The 21,021-nt window shown below is 70.2% G+C and carries 14 protein-coding genes and 2 pseudogenes; 7 read left to right on the plus strand and 9 right to left on the minus strand.

All coding sequences use genetic code 11. The features are described 5' to 3' along the window. Window positions 1–76: 76 nt before the first annotated feature. Window positions 77–880 (plus strand): annotated as a pseudogene (locus tag K7I03_RS04665) (pyridoxal phosphate-dependent decarboxylase family protein); the annotation flags it as partial. After that, a complete protein-coding gene (locus tag K7I03_RS04670; RefSeq protein ID WP_185942158.1) occupies window positions 837–1,232 on the plus strand; it encodes a hypothetical protein in 396 nt (131 codons plus the stop codon). The pseudogene K7I03_RS04665 and the gene K7I03_RS04670, both read left to right, overlap by 44 nt. Here K7I03_RS04670 and K7I03_RS04675 read toward each other — a convergent pair. After that, window positions 1,223–1,756 carry a GNAT family N-acetyltransferase gene (locus K7I03_RS04675; protein WP_185942159.1) on the minus strand — a complete coding sequence of 178 codons (534 nt, stop codon included), beginning with the start codon at window positions 1,754–1,756 and terminating at the stop codon, window positions 1,223–1,225. The two genes, K7I03_RS04670 and K7I03_RS04675, sit on opposite strands and share 10 nt — an antisense overlap. 91 nt (window positions 1,757–1,847) lie before the next feature. On the opposite strand from K7I03_RS04675, the gene K7I03_RS34220 reads away from it, so the two are divergent. Together K7I03_RS34220 and K7I03_RS34225 are read left to right on the plus strand one after the other, a co-directional pair. After that, window positions 1,848–2,051: a hypothetical protein gene (locus tag K7I03_RS34220; RefSeq protein WP_398856562.1), complete on the plus strand. Its 204-nt coding sequence runs from the start codon at window positions 1,848–1,850 to the stop codon at window positions 2,049–2,051. Window positions 2,052–2,060: 9 nt separating this feature from the next. Continuing rightward, on the plus strand, window positions 2,061–2,204 hold the full coding sequence (locus K7I03_RS34225; protein ID WP_398856564.1) for a hypothetical protein: 144 nt from the start codon (window positions 2,061–2,063) through the stop codon (window positions 2,202–2,204). A gap of 405 nt (window positions 2,205–2,609) precedes the next feature. Here the strand turns inward: K7I03_RS34225 and K7I03_RS04685 are convergent, their stop codons facing one another. From K7I03_RS04685 to K7I03_RS34230, 4 genes are read right to left on the minus strand one after another with little or no spacing between them, the layout of a single operon-like run. Further along, a complete protein-coding gene (locus tag K7I03_RS04685) occupies window positions 2,610–4,277 on the minus strand; it encodes an ADP-ribosylglycohydrolase family protein (protein WP_221902835.1) in 1,668 nt (555 codons plus the stop codon). 17 nt (window positions 4,278–4,294) lie between these two features. Beyond that, entirely contained in the window at window positions 4,295–4,978 is a 684-nt protein-coding gene (locus tag K7I03_RS04690) for a DarT ssDNA thymidine ADP-ribosyltransferase family protein (RefSeq protein ID WP_185942161.1), read from the minus strand. Then, window positions 4,975–6,369 carry a 3'-5' exonuclease gene (locus K7I03_RS04695; protein WP_185942162.1) on the minus strand — a complete coding sequence of 465 codons (1,395 nt, stop codon included), beginning with the start codon at window positions 6,367–6,369 and terminating at the stop codon, window positions 4,975–4,977. The genes K7I03_RS04690 and K7I03_RS04695 overlap by 4 nt, the downstream gene beginning before the upstream one ends. Continuing rightward, window positions 6,314–7,249 carry a cytochrome P450 gene (locus tag K7I03_RS34230; RefSeq protein ID WP_398858471.1) on the minus strand — a complete coding sequence of 312 codons (936 nt, stop codon included), beginning with the start codon at window positions 7,247–7,249 and terminating at the stop codon, window positions 6,314–6,316. Before K7I03_RS34230 ends, K7I03_RS04695 begins: the two co-directional genes overlap by 56 nt. Between K7I03_RS34230 and K7I03_RS04705 the strand changes: the two genes are divergently transcribed. Then, window positions 7,166–7,831 (plus strand): hypothetical protein, encoded by a 666-nt coding sequence (locus tag K7I03_RS04705; protein WP_185942229.1) that lies wholly within the window; start codon window positions 7,166–7,168, stop codon window positions 7,829–7,831. The two genes, K7I03_RS34230 and K7I03_RS04705, sit on opposite strands and share 84 nt — an antisense overlap. Before the next feature lie 17 nt (window positions 7,832–7,848). Here K7I03_RS04705 and K7I03_RS04710 read toward each other — a convergent pair whose 3' ends face one another. Beyond that, entirely contained in the window at window positions 7,849–8,991 is a 1,143-nt protein-coding gene (locus K7I03_RS04710) for an SDR family oxidoreductase (RefSeq protein ID WP_185942163.1), read from the minus strand. Window positions 8,992–9,181: 190 nt separating this feature from the next. Here K7I03_RS04710 and K7I03_RS04715 point away from each other — a divergent pair, with 190 nt between their 5' ends. Beyond that, a complete protein-coding gene (locus K7I03_RS04715; RefSeq protein WP_185942164.1) occupies window positions 9,182–16,672 on the plus strand; it encodes a type I polyketide synthase in 7,491 nt (2,496 codons plus the stop codon). 123 nt (window positions 16,673–16,795) lie between these two features. Here the strand turns inward: K7I03_RS04715 and K7I03_RS04720 are convergent. Beyond that, window positions 16,796–16,939, minus strand: a pseudogene (locus tag K7I03_RS04720) (IS110 family transposase); the annotation flags it as partial. 415 nt (window positions 16,940–17,354) lie between these two features. Here K7I03_RS04720 and K7I03_RS04725 point away from each other — a divergent pair. Next, the gene (locus K7I03_RS04725; protein ID WP_185942165.1) at window positions 17,355–18,887 is read left to right on the plus strand and encodes an NHL domain-containing protein; all 1,533 of its coding nucleotides are present in this window, start codon (window positions 17,355–17,357) and stop codon (window positions 18,885–18,887) included. A 51-nt stretch (window positions 18,888–18,938) separates the two neighbouring features. Here the strand turns inward: K7I03_RS04725 and K7I03_RS04730 are convergent, their stop codons facing one another. Both K7I03_RS04730 and K7I03_RS04735 read right to left on the minus strand, forming a co-directional pair. Continuing rightward, window positions 18,939–19,541: a hypothetical protein gene (locus tag K7I03_RS04730; protein WP_398856568.1), complete on the minus strand. Its 603-nt coding sequence runs from the start codon at window positions 19,539–19,541 to the stop codon at window positions 18,939–18,941. Window positions 19,542–19,578: 37 nt separating this feature from the next. Continuing rightward, complete coding sequence (locus tag K7I03_RS04735; RefSeq protein WP_185942166.1) at window positions 19,579–20,670, minus strand: hypothetical protein; 1,092 nt, start codon at window positions 20,668–20,670, stop codon at window positions 19,579–19,581. Window positions 20,671–21,021 lie beyond the last annotated feature (351 nt).

A 21,021-nucleotide genomic window follows, 5' to 3' on the forward strand; every position in this document is an offset into this window, starting at 1 on the left:
GTCCTGGTAAGTCCAGGGTCGGCCGGGCGGGGAGGAGCCGCGGGTCAGTCACTGACGTAGGCGCGCCGCCTCCCCCGCGCTGACCGCCCTGGAGGAGGGCGTCCCGCGGTGGATGGCGCGGGACGTGTGCGGGCTTCCGCCCGGCGGTTCGGGGGTCCTCACCACCGGCGGGTCGATGGCCAACCTCTCCGCCCTGGTGACGGCCCGTCACGACCGGCTGGGCGAGGGCATCGGGCGGGGCACCCTCTACGTCGGCGAGCAGGCGCACTACTCCGTCGCGAAGGCCGCCCGCGTCGCCGGCATCCCGCGGCGCAACGTCCGTGTGATACCCGTCGACGGTGACCTGCGGATGGACCTCGACGCGGCCGCGGAGCTGATACGTGCCGACCGCGCCGCGGGACTGCGGCCGTTCCTGCTGGTCGCGACGGCGGGGACGACGGACACCGGCGCCATCGACCCGCTGACGGGCGCCGGCGCTCTGGCCGCCCGCGAAGACCTCTGGTTCCACGTGGACGCGGCCTACGGCGGCTTCTTCCGGCTCGTCAAGGCGTACTTCGGGCTCTACCGGTGGGACCACCGGCGGCGCGAGGCCGTGACCGGGCAGGTCATGGAGCGGCTGGGCATGGACGCCGCCTGGCGGAACACGGTACGGACGCACGGCTCCGGTTCCGTTTCCGGCTCCGGCGGCAGGGAGCTGGAGTTCTTCGCCCTCGACCTGTCCGGCGCGCCCCACGGCCCGAGCCAAGGTCTACTACCGCCATCACGCGGCGGACCTGGATACGGTCAACGCCTTCGCCTCGACGGCACGGGCCCACGATCCGCTCCACGCGGCGAAGGTGTACCGCGCGCTCGCCGGTCCGGACCGGAAGGACGCGGGTGAGGCGGCGCTGACGTGCCTGGCGTTCCGGGGCGGCGCGGAGCGGGCGGCCGAGGCGACCACCTACCTGCGGATGCCGGGCCTCCGCGAGGACGAACGGGAGGCGGTCCGCCGGGTCGAGGCGGTCCTGCGCGACGAGGGCGTGCCCAGCGGCCCGTACCGTGCCCTCGTCGACGCCCTGGCGCCAGGGGCTCTGGAGTCGTTCACCGGACTCCAGGAACTGGTCAGCCACCGGACGGGCCGCCGCCGCGGCGACGTCACCACCTACCTCCGCTTCCCGGTGTACCCGGACCCGGGCCGGACACGACCGGACCGTCCGGGCCACCAGCCGGTCCCCCTCCGCGCTCAGGCCTGATACTCGGTGAGGTCGATGGAGTGGATGTGCAGGGGGAAGCCGTACTCGGGGTGCGTCGTCGCGCGCTCGGGCTCCATGCCGAGTTTGCGCAGCACGTTCTTCGAGGCCTCGTCGCCCGGGCGCACGATGCCGACGACCCGGTCGAGACCGCGGTCCTGGAGCGCGAACTCCAGGGTGGCCTGGGCGGCTTCGGAGGCGTAGCCCTGGCCCCAGAAGGACCGGCCGAGCCGCCAGGTGATCTGTACGGCGGGCAGCACGTCGGGCAGGAAGTCCGGGAGGGACAGACCGACGGCGCCGGCCAGCTCCCCCGAGCCGAGCAGCTCCACGGCGAAGACCCCGAAGCCCTCCTCGTCCCACTCCTCCTCCCACCGCTCGACGGTCTCCGCCGTACCGTCCGCGTCGAGGACCGACCCGTCACCGATCCAGCGCATGACGTACGGGTCGGCGTTGATGTCCGCCAAGGGGGCCAGGTCGTCGTCGTTCCAGCGGCGCAGGAGCAGGCGGGGGGTGTGGATCTCGGTCATGCCTCCCATACTGCCCTGCGCGACACAGGCGGCGCGCACCGGCCCGGCGGCCGGCGAGGTGGGTGCCGGCGCGGTGTGAGAGCCTCCGGGCATGACCTACGACCTGGCCGTCTGGGAAGGCGAGAGGCCGGTGGACGACGAGACCGCCGGCCGGGTGTTCGGCGAACTGTACGACCGTTACCTCGACGGCGGGGCGGAGACGCCGCCGTCCGACCGGATAGCGGCCTACGTCGCCGCGCTGCTCGACCGGTGGTGCGACATCACCGAGGACGAGGAGGACACCTCGCCCTGGTAGGCCGGCCCGTTGATCGACGAGGCCGGTGGTCCGCTGGTCTACTTCGCGATGCGGTGGAGCATGGCCGAGGAGGCGTCGGCCTACGCGGCGGCCGTGGCGGAGTCCATGGGGCTGGTCTGTTTCGACGTGCGGCTGAACCGGCTCAGGCCGTGAGCGGCGGCGGCCGGCGACGGCGAGGAAACGTTCGGCCTTCCGCCCTCTCGTGACGTGCCCGGCCCGCCGCCGGAGCAACCGCATGCCGTGCTCGCGGGAGGGGTCGAGGATGCCCGCGCGCTCAGAGTTCCGGTGCAGGAGGCTGTAGTGGTTCCGGACCGCCTCGGACGCCCGCCGAGCCGAGCAAGCGCTCCCTTGCCCTGCCTAGTCGGAATGCTCCCGACTGCCAGAACGTCGTCAGGCGGGCGGTCCCTGAGCGAGTAGCCGAAGCCGTCGACCAGGAGCACAGCGACGGCTGAGGTGCGCTCGACGTACGGGAACAGGATGAATCACCGGCTGCGGCGCGGCGATTCGGCCTGGAATGACGACCCGGCCGACACACGACCGGCTCGCTGGGCCGGACTGCTACTGATCGCCCTGGTGGTAAGCGTGGGCGAGGAGCCCGGCGAACGCGGCGGCCCGTTCCACGCTGTACCGGCCGCCTCGGATCTGCTGGAGCATGGCCCGGCCCACTTGTTCCGGAGCGAATCCGTTCCTTGCCAGCTCTTGGACGATCTCCTCAAGGGGTGGGAGTGCGTGTCTGTGGGCACGCTCGCTCGCGGCACCGGGTGCGGTTGGGGGGAGTGCAGGCCGTTGTCGGGCCGGTGCGGAAGGCTGGGGTGGGGTTTCGAAGAGGAGCTGCTGTTCTTTCGGGACTTCCCTGGCAGGCCGGCTCCGCGGTGCTCTCGCGTCTCTCGGGAGCAGGCTCTCGTCCAGCGCCCTGAGATCCGTCCTGGCCCGCACCAGGACGCTCTGGCCGAACGACAAGGTGCCCCACACGTAGGTGGTGGCCTGGTTGACCGATGCCGGCGCGTCCGTGGGGGCGAGGGGCCCCAGGCCGGCCAGCGCCGGCCCCATGGGCGTGTGGCCTACGAGGTCGAGTGTGGCCTTGGGAGGGCTCCAGCGCAGTAGGTCCGGATAGGCGAAGGTGGCGGCTTCACGGCCTTGGGAAATGTCCCACATGCGGCGCGCCTCGGAGTCGATGAACGCGGCGTCTTGCACAGGACCGGGCGGCGGGCACGCCGTGACGGCGCCCAGGAGCGCGCCGGCCATAGTGGCGATGGTGTCGGTATCGGAGCCAAGAGTATTGGCGGCGAGGAGCAGGCCGGCTCCGGGTGAGTCGGCACTGGCATGTGCGAGGACCGCGGCCAGCAGGGCGGTGACCGTACCCGATCCGCGCGTGGCGTCCCTGAAGCCGCCCCACCGCTCCACCAGGGCCGCATAGGTCTCCGCGGTCAGTGGGGAAGTGGGGTGGAAGGCATCGAGCGCTGTGCGGCATTCATCGGCGACGTTGATCGCGGCTGAGCGGAATTCGACGCCTGCTGCGGCGCTCCATGCGGGGAGCCAGAGGTAGGCGAGTTCTTCGTCCTTCGCGATGACGTCCGGCACCTGCTCCAGCCAGTCGATCGCGTGGCGCCACTGCTTGGGACCGGGGAGTTCGTTGGTCTCCAGGACGTGGGCCAGCAGAACGGCGTGCAGGACCGCCCCCAGGATGCCCCGGGGGTGACCATGGGTGCTCACCGCGTTGCGTACGACGTCGCGAGTGATGCCGTCCCGGTCGGTGAGGTCGCGCGCGGACCAGACATGGGGCTGGACGCGCATGGCGGCCCCATTGCCGCCGAGGTCGATGTAGCGGGCGGTTTTGGTGGCGAACATGTTCTGCGACCACTTGGCTTCGACCCTCATCAGGCCTGTGGCCGCGGCTTTGGTCCCGCGGCCGGCTCCCAGGGCGTAGGCCTGCCAGGCGACGACCTCGACCTTCGCAAAGGCTTCGGCGTCGAACTCACCGTCTCCGCGGATGGCGCGCGAGGTGGCCAGGCGCAGCTGAGTGTCATCGGAGTACGCGCCCGCGGGAAGAGGTATGTCGCGCCCGTAACGTCCCCCGATGCGTCTCTTCCAGGGCACGGTGGTGGTCACTTCGTCCTGTCCGACGCGCCGGTGTACGCCGGCGGCGTCGGTCAGTTCGGTGATGAAGCCGAGCGCGTCTCCGTACGCGGCCCACTGTGCCGAGGCGCGTACTGCCTCCCATTGCATGGCGTTCACCGTAGTCCTTACCTGCCGAACATGACTGGGTCGACGATGATGTCGACTCCATCATGTTCGCTCACACTGACAATGGCCTCGGCCTTCGCCGCGTCCTCGTCGGTGAGGACGTGGATGCGCCGCAGGTACCGAGTGGAGACGGCCTGCGGGTAGAGCACTTCGGCCTGGGGGTTCGTCGGGAGGTGGCACGCTCGGCCCCCGCGCCGCAGCGTCTTGCCGTAGCCTTCGGGGACGCGGTCGGCGAAGAGGGCCGCGGCTCCGCGCAGGCCCTCGACGGGGGTGATTCCGGCGTACCCCATGTTGCCCGGGGCGAACAGGACCCTCGGATGCGTCATGATCACTGGGTCGAAGCCCAGAACCGCCCAGAACAGGTCTTCGCCTGCCCACCAGTCTTCGCTACTGATGCGCAGGAAACGGTGGTTGGGCTCACTGATGCTCAGGTTGACGTAGGACCAGTACTGCGGAGCTTCTCTCCGGATCTTGGTGTTCTGGTGATAGATGCTCTCCAGATACTGGTCTCGTGCCAAGAGCGCCCGGGCCTTGCACCACCCCTGCACGAGAATGCCGAGCAGACCGCGATTGGTGGTGAAGTGCACTACCTCGGTGATGTTCCGGTCCTGGATGAGGGCGCCTATCCCTTGGACGGGTCTGTCGCCCTCCGGTATGGGCGGGCTGGGCTCGGTGGCCGTCATATGGATTTCACCTCGTACGTGTCCGGGTCCATGCAGGCGATGAGGTCACTGGCCTCGGAAGGCTTGTAGGTGATGGTCAGCGTCTTACGCGCACGTCCGGCGGACATGGCCAAAAGGCGCAGGTGGGCGTCCCGCTCGCTGTCGCCCGGCTCGGTGGCGTGCGGCATGACCTCGCTGTTGAGGCCGACGATGATCACGTGGTCGAACTCCAGCCCTTTGACGGAGTGCATCGTCGAGAGCGCTACGTTCACCGGCCCCGCCGGCCACTCGGCGTTCCGGGTGAGTTCGACGTAGGCCAGTCCGGCCGCGTCCAGGCGGTTCTTGACCTCGGCGAACCATCCCTTGGCGTGGAGGATGACGACGGACTCGTCGTTGTCGGGACCGAGGCCGTCGAGGAACCGCACCACGTGGTCCATCTGCCGGGTGAACGTACCTTGAACCAGAACGGGCTTGGCGCCTTCCTCCTTGCAGGAGGTGAGGTCCGGAACCGCGGAGTCGTCGGTCTTCTCCACGTCCCGGAGCAGCGGTGCGGCGAAGGCCGCGATCTGCCGGGTGTTGCGGAAGTTCTTGGACAGCAGCTTGCTGTTGTGCGGGCCCACGCTCAGCCCGACCTCGCTCCAGGTGAAGCGCTGAGGGTAGATGCGCTGCGCGGCGTCGAGGACGAAGGTCAACGTGTACTCGTCGGTGAGGTGGTTGAGGACCGCCCGGACCTGGTTGGCCGAGAAGTCCTGTGCCTCGTCGACCACCACCACGTGGTACGGATCGTCGGTACGCTTGGCCGCCATGGCGTTCGCCAGGTCGGACCAGTCCCACACCTGCTGCTGCTTCTTCCATTTCTGGAAGGGATCTATCACCTCCTCCGAAAGCCGGCGGCGCAACGGGGCCGGCATCCGCGGAGAGCGGCCGCGCCCTTGCCGTTCACACCCGATGTACTCGGTGAGGTGTTCCGGCGTGAAGCGGCCCAGTACATAGTCCACTTCGGAGCGTACGAAGTCGGTCGGCAGCGGCAGGGGAGCCGCCAGCGCCGCCAGCTTCCGGCTCCGCTCGCGCTCCTGGAGAATGCGCTCGTAGGTCACGCGGTCAGCGGCCCATTTCGCGAAGGTGGAGACCGTCAGCTCGATGTCGTTGCCCTTGAGCTGCTCCTGGGTGAGTTCCTCGATGTAGCCGCGCAGCGTGCGGTTGTAGGTGAGGACCAGGACGCGGACGGGACCGCTGATGAAGCCGTCACGGCGGCGGCGTTGCCAGAAGCCGGCCGTGAACTTCAGACGGTACAGGGCCGTGGTGGTCTTTCCGCTGCCGGCGGCGCCCCGCACGACGAACACCCCCGGCTTGTGGTTATTGATCACCGTGAGCTGTTCGCTCGTCGGTTGCGTCGGCCTGAGCACCTTCATCCGCGGTCCCTCCCCAAGACACGCTCCCCCAACTCGAAGCCATATTAGGAGCGGTCGGCACCGTACCGGGTGCGGTTGGCCGGGCGGGAGCACGGTGGTGACGGGCGGAACCGGCGAGGACGTGCGCCGCCGGGCAATTCGAGGGCGGAAGCGAGGCGGGCCTCTGGTTCAGGCCGCGCGTACCCGGACCGGCAGGCTCCGCAGCCTGCGCATCGTGCTTCCGGTCGCAGTACCGCGGACCCGGCGGGTCCGACCCGTCCCCAGACGGCCGGAAGCAGGCCGAAGACGACTCCGCCCGCAGGCGTGCCAGGTGGGAGCCGAGGCAGGAATGAGCGCCGCTAGCGAAGGAGAGGCGAGGGCCTTCGTCCCGGGTGACGTCGAAGCGGTCCGGGTCGGTGAAGCGGCCGGAGTCGCGGTTCGCGGCCCCGAGCACGGCCACGACCAGGTGGCCGGCCTCCACTTCGAGGCCCGCGAGTGTCAGTGTCGTCCGCGCGCGGCGGGCCATGACCTGGGCAGGGGGCGTAGCGCAGAAGAACTGTCTGCCGTCGGTCTTGATCTCGTGATTCCAGCCGCGGGCGAGGAGATGTGCCATCGAATACCGGGAGGGCTTCCCCAATCCGCACCGGGCACGAGTCCGCTGGTTCGACCCCGAGTCGAACGAGCGCCGGTCCCGCTCGCGGATGCTGTCCACCGCCGACGAGGCGCAAGCGTGGATCGACCGGATGGAGCGCATCGCCCAGCGCGGCGTCAGCCCCGCGGTGGCGACCATGTCGCTGTCGGAATACGGGGAGTTGGAATGGGGCCTGGCCATGCGCGGCCTGGAGCCCACAACCATGGACCCGTACCGCGCGGGCTGGCGGCTGCGCGTCGTCCCCGCCATCGGCACCTCGAAATACCCGTCGTCATCAACGGAGTTGTCGACCGCACCGTCTACAACTGGATCGCCGACGGCCACGGCCGCTCCATGGTCAAGAACTCCATCGCCCCACTTGAACCGGATCGTGGGGCAGTCCGCGACGGCATCATCGACGTCAACCCAGCCAAGATCACCGGCTGGCAGCGGACGTACCAGCAGGTCGAGGACGAGCTCGACGACCCGTGCTCCCTCGCCCTGCGCGACGGGGACGCCCTGGACGACCTGGCCCATGCCCTCGTCGCACGCTCCCACGACCAGCACCTGGGCTGGGGCGACGTCGTCCGCTTCACCGCCTGCACCGCCGCCCGCATCGGAGAGGCCTCCGGCGTCCGCGCCCAGGACATCGACCGCCGCACATGGATGTGGAACTGCTGCCGTCAGACCACCCCGGGCCCCGGCGGCCTCGTCGACAAGGGCATCAAGGGCAAACGACGCCGGCTGGCGCCACGGTCGCGCGCCCCCGAGGTCCACGACCGCATGGACGCGTTCCTGACCGAGCACCGCTTCCTGATCGCCCCGGTCACCCGACAGCGCCACTCGCCATGACCGTGGGCGAGGCCCTCCTATGCGGAAAGCGATTCCCCGGCGTAGCCGAAGGCCCGCGAGAGGTACGCCTGGTCGATGGGCTGGGGGTCCGGCAGATCACCTACGGCCTGGAGCAGGTGGGTGCGGTCGTACGTGCGGCGGTGCATGGCGAACCTGAGCATCCGGCTGCCGTGCTGGTGGAGGCTCGCCTCGTAGCGCGTCGGGTCGGGCACCGACTTCTCCAGGGACAGGACCAGGCCTGGATACCGGGACTCGAAGGCCGCGAACGCCACGCCGAACTCCGTGTTGACCGGGTGGGTCACGTGCAGGGTGCGCAGGCCGGGTTCGCCGGTCCGGGAGCGGACCGCCCGGACCATGGCGCGGGCGGCGTAGTCCGCCTGGAGCAGGTTGAGGGATGCCTCGGGGTCACCGGTGAGGCGCACGTGGATCTCGTCGCCGCGACGGTGGGCACGGGCGAGGAGCCGGTCGGCGGCCTTGACGCGTCCCGCCTCGTGGCGCAGGAGGTCGTCGAAGAGCCGGGACAGGATGTCGAGCGGCTGACCGGGCAGCCCTTCGGGTACGCGCCGGTCGGTGACCAGCAGACCCGGCCGCAGAACGGTTGTCGTGCGCCGCCGGTCCGGCAGGGCCCAGGCGCGCACGAGACGTTCGGCGGTGTGCTTGGTCTCCTCGTAGAGGGTCACGAAGTCGTCGCTCTCCGACAAGTCCTCTTCCATGATGTGGCCCTGGCTTCGCCGGCCGGCCACGAAAGCGGTGCTGATGTGGACCATATGGGCCCCGGGCGCCTCTTCGGCGAGCCGAAGGATGTGGCGGGTGCCGAGAACATTGGCTTTGTAGAGCGGGGCGGGGTCGCCTTCGATGGCCAGCCGGGCCGCGCCGTGCCACACGGTGGTCAGGCCGTCGACGACACGGGCACGGTCCTCGGGGGACAGACCGAGACCCGGGTCGGTGATGTCGGCGCCGAGATAGCGCACCCGCTCCAGCGCCCCGGGCGCCAGTGGGGGGCCGTCGAGCCATGTCATCGCGGATTCGGTGCGCTCGCGGAGTTGTCGCGCCGTGCCGCGCCCCAGCACGGTGAACGTCTCTTCCGGTGAGTCGGCCAGGAGCTCGCGCAGGAGGCGGCAGCCGAGGAACCCGGTCGCACCGGTCAGCAGTACGGACACGTGGCAGGCCTCCTTGAAACGGCGGCATCGGCGGTCAACTCTAGGGCAAAGAGGGGGGTTTGAGGGCGAACCACCACCGTTCCGGGTGAACCATGCCGCCCAAAACATGCTCTTCGGCGACAGCGGGCAAACGTGAACACGACCAGGCGAATGCCGAGTTGTCATCACTCCGACCGGAAAGGCCGTGCCCATGCCCAAGCCTGGGGCCGAGGTTCCACGGCCCATCGCCATCGTGGGGGCTTCATGCCGCTTGCCCGGCGGCGTCAACGGTCTCGATGATCTGTGGACGGCGCTGCGGCAGGGACGCGACCTGGTCGGCAAGGTTCCGGAAGACCGTTTCGACGTCGACCTGTTCGTGGACCCGGCCATGCCACGGCCGGGAAAGAGCTACACCGCGGCCGGAGGGTTCCTCGACAACATCACGGACTTCGACGCGGGCTACTTCGGCGTCTCGCCCAAGGAAGCCGCGCACATGGACCCACAGCACCGCCTCCTGCTGGAGCTGGCGGCGGAGGCGTTCGACGACGCCTCGATTCCTCCGGCTTCCCTGGCCGGCAGCGACACCGCGGTCTACATCGGCATCTCGGACAGCTCCTACGGGTTCCTGCAGATGCTGGAACCACGGATGATCGGCCCCTACACGATCGCCGGGGTCGCCTCCTCGATCGCCGCCAACCGGCTCTCCCACACGTTCGATCTACGCGGCCCGAGCATGGCGGTGGACACGGCGTGTTCCTCCTCGCTGGTCGCCCTGGACCGGGCCTGCCGCACCCTGTGGGACGGTACGAGCCGTACCGCCCTGTGCGGCGGGGCGAACATCCTGATCAGTCCGTACATCTACGTCGGCTTCTCGCAGGCGGCGATGCTGTCGCGGCGCGGGGCATGCGCGTCGTTCTCCGCCGATGCCGACGGCTTCGTCCGGGCCGAGGGCGGCGGCATGGTGCTCCTCAAACCGCTCGACGACGCCCTGGCCGACGGGGACCGGGTACTCGGTGTGATCCTGGGCAGCGGCAGCAACTGCGACGGCAGGACGATGGGACTCTCCCTGCCCGACCCCGAGGCCCAGGAGGCCCTGCTGCGGCGGGTGTACGCGGAGTTCGGAGTCCGCCCCGACGAGCTCGTCTACGTCGAGGCCCACGGCACGGGCACGCCCGTGGGCGACCCGGCCGAGGCCCAGTCGATCGGGCGTGCCCTGGGCATCCGCCGGATCAGCGGGGAACTGCCGATCGGCTCGGTGAAGGCCAACCTGGGCCATCTCGAGCCCGCCTCCGGCATGGCCGGGCTGTGCAAGGCCCTGCTGGTGCTCAAGCACGGCATGGTGCCGGCCTCCCCGTACGCCGGCAATCCCCACCCGGGCATCGACTTCACCGGTCTCGGCCTCCGGCTCGCCGACGAGAGCCGCCCGCTGCCCGCCACCGACCGGCCCGTCGTCGGCATCAACTCCTTCGGCTTCGGCGGTGCCAACGCCCACGTCATCGTGGCGGCCGCCCCGCCCGATCCACCCGCCCCCGGCCTCCCCGCGAGCCCGGTGCCTCCCGAGGGCCTGCCCGTCATGGTCTCCGCCCGCACCCCGAAGGCACTGGGGGAAGCCGTCTCCCGGATGGCCGGCCACCTGGCCACGACCGCCCCGGAGGACTTCTACGACCTGGCGTACACCTCCTGCCTCCGCCGCGCCCTGCACGAGTACCGAGCCGCCGTCTTCGCCCATACGCCGGCGCAAGCGGCGCGGCTCCTCGCCGGCCTCGCCGAAGACGACTCCCGGCCGCCGGGCACGGCGGTCGCTGCCGGCCGGACCGCCTTCGTCTTCGCCGGAAACGGCTCCCAGTGGGCGGGCATGGCGGCCGATCTCCTCGCAACCGACCCGGTCTTCCGCGAGACGATCGCGGAAGCCGACGCCGAACTGGCCCCGCACCTGGGATGGTCCGTCGCCGAGCGGCTGGCGGCTCCGGCCGGACAGTGGCGGCTGGAGGCGACGGAGGTGGCCCAGCCCCTGCTGTTCGCCGTGCAGCTCGGCATCATGGCCGTGCTGCGCGCCCAAGGCGTGCGCCCCGCCATGGTGGTGGGTCACAGCGCGGGCGAGGTGGCCGCGGCCTACGCCTCCGGGGCCCTCTCCCTCGGCCAGGCCGCCCGCCTGGCCGCCGTACGCGGCCGGACGCAGGCGAGGGCCGCCGGCAGCGGGCGGATGGCCGCGGTCGGCCTCGACGCCGAGCGGGCGGCCGACGACCTGCGGTCCTTCGGCCGGGGGCTGGAGATCGCCGGGGTCAACGGCCCCAAGGACGTCACCGTCGTCGGCGCCGCCGACGCGCTGGCCGACTTCGGCGCCGCCCTGCGGGAGCGCGAGGTCTTCTTCCGCGATCTGGGCCTCGACTACGCCTTCCACAGCCGGGCCATGGACCCGTTGCGGGAGCCCTTGAAGGAGGGCCTCGCGGGGCTCGGACCCGCCGCGGCGACCGTGCCCTTCTACTCCACGGTGACCGGCGCGCAGACCAACGGACAGGATCTGGACGCGGAGTACTGGTGGAGCAACGTGCGCCGGCCGGTGCGCTTCAAGGACGCCGTGGAGCAGATGCTCGAAGACGGAGCCGACGTCTTCCTGGAGACCGGCCCGCACCCGGTGCTGCGCGCCTATCTGCGCCGCATCGCCGAGGCACGCCCCCGGACCACCGTGGCGGTGGTGCCGACACTGCGCCGCGGGGCCGACGGGCCGCGCGCCCTCGCCACCGCCCGCGCCGCCCTGGTCGCGGCGGGCGCGCGCACCGACTGGGACCGGTACTTCCCGCGGCCCGGCCGCGCTGTCGCGCTGCCCGCCTACCCCTGGCAGCGCGAGCGCCACTGGGGCGGAGGCAAGGAGCAGTGGACGAGAGGCGCCAAGCGGGAGCATCCGCTGCTCGGGGCACGGGCCGAAGCCCCCGTCCCGACCTGGGCCGGTGCCGTCGAACCGGCCGTCATGCCCTGGCTGACCGGCCACCGCGTGGGCGGAACGGTCCTGGTGCCGGCCACCGCGTTCGTCGAAATGTGCCTGGCGGCCGGGAAGCTGGTGCTGGGCACCGATGTCGAGGTCGAATACCTCGACATCGCCCGGGGCCTGGTCGTGCCCTGGGAAGACGCCTCCGGCACGCGTCTCCAGACCGTGCTCACCCCCGACGACGGCACGGTCCTCGTCTCCAGCGGTGAACCGCACACGGCCGGCACGCACTGCCGTGCCCGGGTCCGCACCCTGCTGACCCGGCGCCCGGCGGCCACGGACCCGGGCACCTGGCGCGCCCGGTGCTCCGACCGCATCGAGCCGGATGCCTTCTACGCCTCGTGCGCCGGCGTGGACCTGTGCTACGGATCCGCCTTCCAGGTCCTCGACGAGCTGCGCACAGGGCCGGGCGTGGCCTTCGCACGCTACGCGCACGACGCTCCCGGAGCCCCTTACACCGTTCACCCGGCCCTTCTGGACGGGGCGTTGCAGACCGGCGTCGCGCTGCTCCTCGGCCGGCTCGACGCGGGCCTGGCGTACCTGCCCCGCAGCATCCGGGCCGTCCGCGTCTGGGCCACCCCGTCGGCGACGGGCTGTTTCATGGTCCACGAACGGTCCCGCACCCACGAAGAGGTGTGCTGGGACATCCTCGTCACCGACCCCGACGGCACCGTCACGGTTCAGCTCGAAGGCTGCCGCCTGCGCCGTGTCGCCTCCGACCGCAGCCGCTCGCCGCAGGTCACCCACACCGTCCTGCGTGCCGCACCGCACCCGGAGGAACCGGCCCGCCCTTCCCCGCTGCCCGCACCGCACGAGCTCGTCACCGCCTGCGCCGGGCACATCGCACGGTTGCGTGCCGACGGACGCGCGCTGCGCTGGGATCAGTTCCTTCCGCTCGCCGTCCAGCACTTCCTGCGCGCCTTCGCCGCCACGGTCGCCCGTGCGCTGCCCGACCCCGCGGCCCCCTTCACCCCGGAAGACCTCGCCGCGGCGGGCTTCGACGAGGAAAAGTACCGCCGCCTCGAACGATGGGTGGCACCGGAACTGGTGAGGACCGGGCTCGCCGAGCGGCGTCCGGACGGCCGGCTCCGCCTGACCGGTGCCCACGCCACGCCCGGGGCCGGCGGGTGGGAGATCGTCGACAGCAGCCCCGGCCACTGCGTGGAGCTGGCGCTCTTCGCCCACCAGGCCCAGCGCCTCGAGGGCATCCTGCGCGGTGCCGAAGATCCGCTGGATCTGCTGGTCGAGGACTCCACCAGCAAGGTTCTGGAGCTGTTCTACGACATCGCGCCGTTCTGCCGCTTCCACAACCGCATCGTCCAGACGCTGGTCCGGGAGATCGTGCGGCGCTGGCCGGCGGACCGTCCCCTGCGGATCCTGGAGGTCGGCGCGGGCACCGGAGGCACGGCCGCCGCCCTGTTGCCCCTGCTTCCGGCGGACCGTACCCGCTACCACTTCACCGACGTCTCCGCGTACTTCCTGCCCCGGGCCCAAGCCCGCTTCGGCGCGTACGACTTCGTCGAGTACCGCACGTTCGACCTGGACGTGGCCGCCGGAGAGCAGGGCTACGGCGCGCACTCCTTCGACCTGGTGGTCGCGGCCCACGCGCTGCACGCCGCGAAGCACCTGCCGGATGCCCTGCGCGGGCTCTCCGCACTGCTGGCGCCCGGTGGCCATCTCCTCGCCATCGAGCCGCACACCGAGGACCTGCCTCTGCCGATCTTCGGCACGCTGGACAGCTATCACACACGCGTCGACACCGATGTGCGGCCCGGCTCACCGCTGTTGTCCCGGGACGCGTGGCCCGGCCTTCTCGCGGACTGCGGATTCGCGGAGGTCGTCCAGACCGGAGACGACCGGGCTCCGGCGCGCGAGGGCAGCTCCGTCATCGTCGCCGCCACCCCCGCCGGACAGCCGGGCACCGCACCCACGGCAGCCCTGCCCGCCCCCCGGGCCGGCACCCACCACCTGGTCGCTGCCACAGCCGACGCGGTCACACCACTGGCGGGCGCCGTGGTCGAGGCCATAGCGCGGGCGGGGGGTACGGCCGTCGGCCCGGTGGTGGCCGGTGCCACCGAACAGGCCTGGACCGGCCTGCTCGCCAGTGCCGCTCCCCAGGCGGGCACACTCGCCGTCACTCTCCTCCTCGGGCCGGCGGACGAGCGCGAACCGGGCGGCATCGCGGGGCACACGGCTCGTCAGCTGGAAACCCTGCGCACCCTGGCCGCCGCCTGCCGGGAACTGCCGGACACCGTCCGCCCGGAGATCTGGCTCGTGTGCGGCCCCAACGCCGCTCTGCCCGTGGGCACGGAGCCGGACGAGGCCCCGCCCGTCGCCGCGGCCTGGTGGGGCGCGGCCCGCTGCCTGGCGAACGAGCATCCCGAGCTGCACAGCCGGAGGATCGCCCTGACCGCCGCCGACGACGATCCGGGCGACGACGCCCGCAGGCTCGTCCGCGAGCTCCTCGACCCCGGCGCGGAGGACGAGATCGTCCTGGCGCGCGGCGGCCGGTTCGTCCCCCGTGAGCAGGTCCGTCCCGTGGCCGCACCCCTGACCGCGACAGCCGGGCAGGATCGCGCCTTCACCTTGAAGGTCACCAACCCCGGCCTGTCCTACCGGCTCTCCTGGCAGGAGACCGGGCTTCCCCGGCCCGGCCCCGGGCACGTGCTGATCCAGGTCAAGGCCGCCGCTTTGAACTACCGCGACATGATGCAGGTGGTCGGGCTGCTGCCGGAGGAGGTGTTCGAGGGCACGAGCTCCACACACGGCTACGGAGTGGAAGGAGCCGGCGTCGTGGTCTCCTGCGGCGCGGGAGTCACCGACTTCAAGCCCGGCGACCGCGTCGCCGGCTTCGCGTCCGGCTTCCTCTCCTCGCACACCCTGGCCGAAGCCCGGGCCATCTGGCGCATCCCGGGCGGTTTCCCCATGACCTACCAGGAGGCGGCGACCCTGCCCGTCGCCTGCGCCACGGTGCAGTACGCCCTCGGCACCCTGGCCCGCCTGCGACCGGGGGAGACGGTCCTCGTACACGGTGGAGCGGGCGGCGTGGGCCTGGCGGCGACCCGGTACGCGGCGGCGCACGGCGCACACGTCATCGCCACCGCGGGCAGCGGTGTCAAACGCGGTCTGCTGCGCGGCCTCGGCGTCGAACACGCCCTGGACTCACGCGGCCTCGACTTCGCCGAAAAGGTGAAGGAGATCACCGGCGGCCAAGGCGTCGACGTCGTCCTCAATTCCCTTGCCGGCGAGGGCATGGCCCGGAGCCTGGAACTGGTCCGCCCGGGCGGCCGCTTCGTCGAACTGGGCAAGCGCGACCTCTTCGAGAACAAGCCCCTGCTGCTGCGCCCGTTCCTGAACAACATCGCCTTCTTCGGCATGGACTTGACCAAGGTGCTCGCCGATTCCCGCAGCGCCGTCGCCCTCCTCTCGGAGGTCTCCGAGGCTGCCGCGAAGGGAGGCTTCCGTCCACTGCCGCACAGTGTCTTTCCCGCGGCACGCGTCGCCGACGCCTTCCAGCTCCTCCAGCATTCCCGGCACATCGGAAAGATCGTGGTCGCCTTCGACACCTTGGACGAGCCCCCGTTGGTGGAGCCGCTGCGCCGCGCCCCGCGGCTGGATCCGGAGGGCACGTATCTCGTCGTCGGCGGGACGGGCGGCTTCGGGGCGGCGACCGCCGCGTGGCTGGCCGGCCGCGGTGCCAGGCATCTGGCCCTGGTCAGCCGTCGCGGCCCGCAAGCCCCGGAGGCGGACGAGGTCCTCGCCGGGCTACGGCAGCGCGGCGTGACGGCCACCGCCTACGCGGCCGACGCCACGGACCTGGCGGGGATGACGGAGCTCGTCGCCCGCATCGACGCCGGCGGGCACCCCCTTCGCGGGGTCGTGCACTGCGCCATGCACCTGGACGACGAGGACTTCCTCAAGCTCGGCACCGAGCGGATGAGCGCCGTACTGCTGCCGAAGATCGCCGGAGCCACGGTGCTGGACCGCCTGACCCGCGACCGCGAGTGCGATCTGTTCCTGCTGTACTCCTCGTTCGTCACCACGCTCGGCAATGTCAAACAAGCCCCTTACGTGGCCGGCAATCTCTACCTCGAAGCCCTCGCCCGGCAGCGGCGCCGCGCCGGCGAACCGGCTCTGGCCATCGCCTGGGGGCCGATCGCCGATGTGGGATTCGTAGCCCGGAACCAGCTGGCGACGATGATGGCGGGCATGGGCTTCGAAGCGGTTCCTCCGGCCGAGGCGTTCGCCGCCGCCGAGGCCCTCCTGACCACGGACGCGGTCGTCGCCTCGGTGACCAGCGCCGACTGGCACCGGGCACGCACGCTCTTCCCCACGGCAGGCACCCCGCGCTTCTCCCACTTGGTGCCGGAGTCCGCCGACGGCGACGGATTCAGCAGGGAGGAGCTGGTGCGTACCCTCGGCCAGATGTCCAGGAAGGACGCCCTGGCCTACCTGGCCGGCCATCTCGCGGGACTTCTGGCCGAAGTCCTGCAGATGGACGCGGGCGACATCGACCCGCACGCACGCGTCGACAGCTACGGCCTCGACTCCCTCATGGGCGCCGAACTGCTGGTCAAGGTGCACAACCGCTACGGCATCGAAATCCCGCCCATGGAGCTGCTGCGCAACGCCAACAGCACCCTCACCGACGTCGCCCAGCTCCTCTACGGCAGGCTCGGCCTCAACCCGGACCAGGACGGCCAGGTGAGCCCCTGATGGACGCACCCCCCAGGCTCGCCCGTGCCTACGAGACCGACAACAACCCGCTCCACTCCGTACCGCGCTCCCTGGGGTGAGGCAGACTTCTCAACCTCGGGTCTTTCGGACCCTTGTCACTGCTTCGCGGTAGCGGGCGACCGCCAGCGGGTTGATCGCGTGGACCGGCCTGCCGGAAACCCGCAGACAGGCGACGAGAAGCCCGCGAGAGGTCTCGACCGCGATCGGAATCGGGGCATCCGCGCGGTCACCCTGGTCGGCCGGCAAGGCGGTAGCTGGCACCGCGACCTCGCCTCTGAGCCGCCTGCGACGACACCCACGCAGCCGGCAATCCCGTGGCGGGAGAGACGCTCGGATCGGGCGTGTCGTCGCGCCCTTGGCAGGATGATCGCCTTTCGACGATGCGGGGCGGCTGTCACCGCCGCATGCCGCGACGCGACAGCGACAAACGCCGTCCCCTTCGTCAACGTCACGCCTACTATTCCCTCGTGGGGGTGGCTGACCTTTCGGTCGTATGCCGACGAGTGGTCGGCCTTGCGCAGGAGGCGCCCCAGAGCCGTAGATGCGCAAACGCTCCGTTTCCAGACAGCGGTGTGATCCGGCGCCCGGCTTTTCGTTCTGCTTGCCCACCTCTCGGCGTCACCATCAGGTCGGCGGTCGGGTGAACAGTGAGGGGACGATGATGAGCACTGCAAGCACGGGAGCCGGAAATGGCGAGCACTCTGCTCGCCTGATCACCACGGTCGCGGGAACCGGTACGGCGGGAGGGCCCAAAGGGGACAAGGAGCCGGCCGTTTCGGCTCTGTTGCACGGTCCGTACGGAGTCGCGGTGGACCGCGACGGGACCCTCTACGTCGCCGAATACGGCGGCCACAGGATCAGGAAGGTCACGACTGACGGGAAGATCAGCACGGTCGCGGGGACGGGAAGCCCGGGACGTGGGGCAGAGGGTGTCTCCGCCGTCTCAGCCCCGCTGCATACCCCGCGCGGGATTGCGGTGGACAGCGCGGGTGATCTCTACATCGCCGAGTCCGGCAACAGCCGGATCCGGAAAGTCACCATGGCCGACGGGAAGATCCGTACGTTCGCCGGGACGGGTACCGCGACCTACGGCGGTGAGGGTGTCTTGGCCACCGCCGCCCATCTGAACGCTCCGTTCGGTGTGGCGGTGGATGGCGCGGACAACGTCTACATCGCCGACTACGGCAACCACCGGATCAGGAAGGTCACGGCCGACGGGAAGATCAACACGGTTGTCGGGACGGTCGCGGGCCTGTCCCCTGACGGCACCCTCGCCACCGCCGCCCAGCTGAAGAACCCCAGCGCGGTCGCGGTGGACAGTGCGGGCAACCTCTACATCGCCGAGTTGGGCAACCAGCGGGTCCGGAAGGTCACGAAGGCCGACGGGAAGATCAAAACGGTCGCCGGCACAGGTGCCGGGACCTTCGGCGGCGACGGCGTCCAGGCCGCCTCGGCACCGTTGTTCTCGCCCATGGCAGTGGTGGTGGACAGCACCGACACCCTCTACATCGCCGACACCAACAACCACCGGGTTCGCAAGGTCGCGGCCGACGGAACGATCAGCACGGTGGCCGGCACGGGCGCCCCGACCTTCGGTGGTGACGGCGAGCCGGCCGCTTCGGCCAAGCTGAGCTCCCCGCACGGGCTCGCCGTGGACTGCGTGGACACCCTCTACATCGCCGACTACGCCAACAACCGGGTCCGAAAGGTCACGTCGGCGAAGCTGGCCGGGCTGCCCGATTCGGGCACGGTGGTCTCCTGGGCCAACGTCCGCAGCAGGCTGCGGATGTCGGTCGTGCGTGAGTCCACCAGCGACGGGGCCGAGGTCCACCAGACCCTCACCGTGCCGCGGGGTCACCAGCGGTGGCGGCTCATCGCGGCGGGACAGGACGACGGCGAGGTCCTGTACCGGATCGAGAACGTGCGCAGCGGCAAGGTCCTGGAGGTCGTGGGAGCGCAGGAGACCAAGGGGGCGGTGGTGGCGCAGCGCTCCTACGAGGGCGCTGACGCGCACCACCAGCACTGGCGGCTGATCCCGGTGGGCCCGGCGACCGGCACTCCGCGGGTGTACGAGATCGCGAACCGCAACAGTGGTCTGCTCCTGGGCGTCGACACCAACGCCCGTACGGTGATCAAGCAGTACGAGGCGGCGGGTGCTCCCCAGGACCGTCAGTGGCAGCTGCTCCCGGTATGACGCACGAGGAGGCAGGGGCGGTCATACCCCTGCCTCCTCGTGGCTTGAACGCTACTGGGAGCCGGACGGTTCCTCGGTGGTCGTCTCGGTCGTCTCGGTCGTCTCAATCGTCTTGGTGGTCTCGGTCGTCTTGGTCGTCTGGGTCTCCCCCAGTTTTTGCGGAGGCTCGGCGGCCGCCGGGGGCGCCTTGGGGGGCGGTGCGGCCGTGGGTGGCTCCGGAGCCTTGGGGGCCTTGGCGTATGCCTCCTTGTCCGGCTTGTCCTGGAGGTCCTCGTTCTTTTGCAGGCCTTTTTCCCTCTTCACCGTCTCACTCGCCTTGGACATGCCGGCGGACGCTGTGCCGGAGACCGAGTCGGCGTGGGCGTGCTGGGACTGCGTACGGGCCGAGTCCTTGGTGGTCTGGATGAACGAGCCGAGGATGCCCATGATGACCCGCGCTTCGGGTGACTGCTCCCGTACGACTTTCGCCCGGGAGGATGCACCGTGGATCGATTGCACGAACAGGCTCGTGTTCTTGTCGTCGTATGTGTCCTCCTGGGCGTCCTCGAAGTCGACGTCCGCGCCCGGCTGTGACTCGGCTGCGCCGGTCTTGACGGAGAAGAGCCCCGCGCTGCTCTGCGCGAAACCGAAAATGTTGCCGAACACCATGGTCATCACCCCTGGTTGTCGTCGTGGCGGTGCTGCCGCCCGGTCAAGGCCCCTTGTACAGGGCTCGTGGGCTGAAGGTCAGGCTCTCGGCTTCGAACATCGTGTGGTGGACGTCCAGGGCGGAGACGACTTCCATCCGCCCCTTCACGCGGTATCCGCCGCCGGCCAGGTCGATGTCGGCGATGTCCCGGGCGACTACCTGGGCGAGGCCGGGGAGGGTCCCGGACTGCGGGGGAGCAAGGACCGGAACCGGCACGGCGTATCTCACCGCGAGGAACCCGGCGAAGGTCACCGGGATCTCGTACTCGTAATGCCTGTGGGCACGCCGCTGCGTGGCGATGGTCTCCACACGGGAGTCCTTCGGGACCTTGCCGGAAATCTGGGATTTCGAGGTCCAGCTCGTTGTCAGGGAGCCGCCTACGGTGGCCGCGAGGCCAAGTGCCAGTTGCGCGTTGAGCGAAGCACTGCCAGTGGCGCTGCCCTGGGTCGTGAACGCCACAGAGTTCGTCACGGAGTTGGACGCGGAGTTGCCCGTTGAGTTCGTCGTGGCCGTTTCGGTGGCGTTGGCGTTGTCGACCCCGACGCTGTCCTTGCTGTTCTTGTTGGTCACCGTGTTGGCGTTCTTGTTCGCCATGTCGTTCCGCAGCTGCGTCCCGAACTGGGCCTGGAGGTCCATCTTGAGCTGGTTCTGCAGCTGCAATTGCAGCTGTGCGCCGATGGTGCCGCCGAAGGTGAGTTTGGCGTCCCCGTGGAGCGACCACGTCACCCCGTTCGACACGGTGAATTCGACCGATTCGGTGAAGGTCATCTCGTGCGTGTCGCTGCGGTTGACGTAGGCGCGCGAGGAGAAGGTGTCCGGCGGGGGCGGAGTGATGTCGCCCCGCTCCTCGATCAGCGGTTCCCCGAGATTCATGTAGGCGAGCCAGCCCAGATCGAACGCGGAGTCGGCGAAACTGCCGGAGCTCGACTTGTTGATGGAGATGCCGATGGGCTTGTGCTGCACGCCGTTGTTGTCGGTGTAGACCAGGCTGGGGTGTTTCAGGAGGGACGGCAGATCGATGCCGAGTTCCCGCAGGTTCTTTTTCGTCAGCGGATGGCGCTTGAACCGTTCCAGGTTGTACGCAGTGGAAGGCATTACCCGTCCTCGGCTGATTCTCTCTGAAACGCGCTCGATAGAAACGAACACACATCTGCGCGCTTTCCGAAATTCGAAGCTATCAGCTGCATCATTTACCGGGAAGAAGCCCTCACACATCACACCCAATCGAGTGAAAGACGTTCACCGGCCATTACCAACCAGCTGAGAATCGCGGTAAGTTAAAGCGCTGTCGGCCGCCCGATCGGCGCCTTCAGGAAATCTTTCCCGCGATTGTTGCGGCCGTGATTCATGTGGCGGCGGGGATGTTTGATTCGGCCGTCATGAATACCGGGATTATTTCAATCCGGGGCGGTTAAACCGGTCGCTGATGGTGGGCGGCAAATCGCC

This window comes from Streptomyces mobaraensis, from assembly GCF_020099395.1.
Lineage (GTDB): Bacteria > Actinomycetota > Actinomycetes > Streptomycetales > Streptomycetaceae > Streptomyces.

Excerpts from the sequence above, each read along its gene's own strand:
- K7I03_RS04675 (WP_185942159.1), bottom strand. The coding sequence starts at position 1,756 with ATGACCGAGATCCACACCCCCCGCCTGCTCCTGCGCCGCTGGAACGAC.
- K7I03_RS34220 (WP_398856562.1), top strand. The coding sequence starts at position 1,848 with ATGACCTACGACCTGGCCGTCTGGGAAGGCGAGAGGCCGGTGGACGAC.
- K7I03_RS04685 (WP_221902835.1), bottom strand. The coding sequence starts at position 4,277 with ATGCAATGGGAGGCAGTACGCGCCTCGGCACAGTGGGCCGCGTACGGA.
- K7I03_RS04690 (WP_185942161.1), bottom strand. The coding sequence starts at position 4,978 with ATGACGGCCACCGAGCCCAGCCCGCCCATACCGGAGGGCGACAGACCC.
- K7I03_RS04695 (WP_185942162.1), bottom strand. The coding sequence starts at position 6,369 with ATGAAGGTGCTCAGGCCGACGCAACCGACGAGCGAACAGCTCACGGTG.
- K7I03_RS04705 (WP_185942229.1), top strand. The coding sequence starts at position 7,166 with ATGGGGCCTGGCCATGCGCGGCCTGGAGCCCACAACCATGGACCCGTA.
- K7I03_RS34230 (WP_398858471.1), bottom strand. The coding sequence starts at position 7,249 with ATGGCGGGGACGACGCGCAGCCGCCAGCCCGCGCGGTACGGGTCCATG.
- K7I03_RS04715 (WP_185942164.1), top strand. The coding sequence starts at position 9,182 with ATGCCCAAGCCTGGGGCCGAGGTTCCACGGCCCATCGCCATCGTGGGG.
- K7I03_RS04725 (WP_185942165.1), top strand. The coding sequence starts at position 17,355 with ATGAGCACTGCAAGCACGGGAGCCGGAAATGGCGAGCACTCTGCTCGC.
- K7I03_RS04730 (WP_398856568.1), bottom strand. The coding sequence starts at position 19,541 with ATGACCATGGTGTTCGGCAACATTTTCGGTTTCGCGCAGAGCAGCGCG.
- K7I03_RS04735 (WP_185942166.1), bottom strand. The coding sequence starts at position 20,670 with ATGCCTTCCACTGCGTACAACCTGGAACGGTTCAAGCGCCATCCGCTG.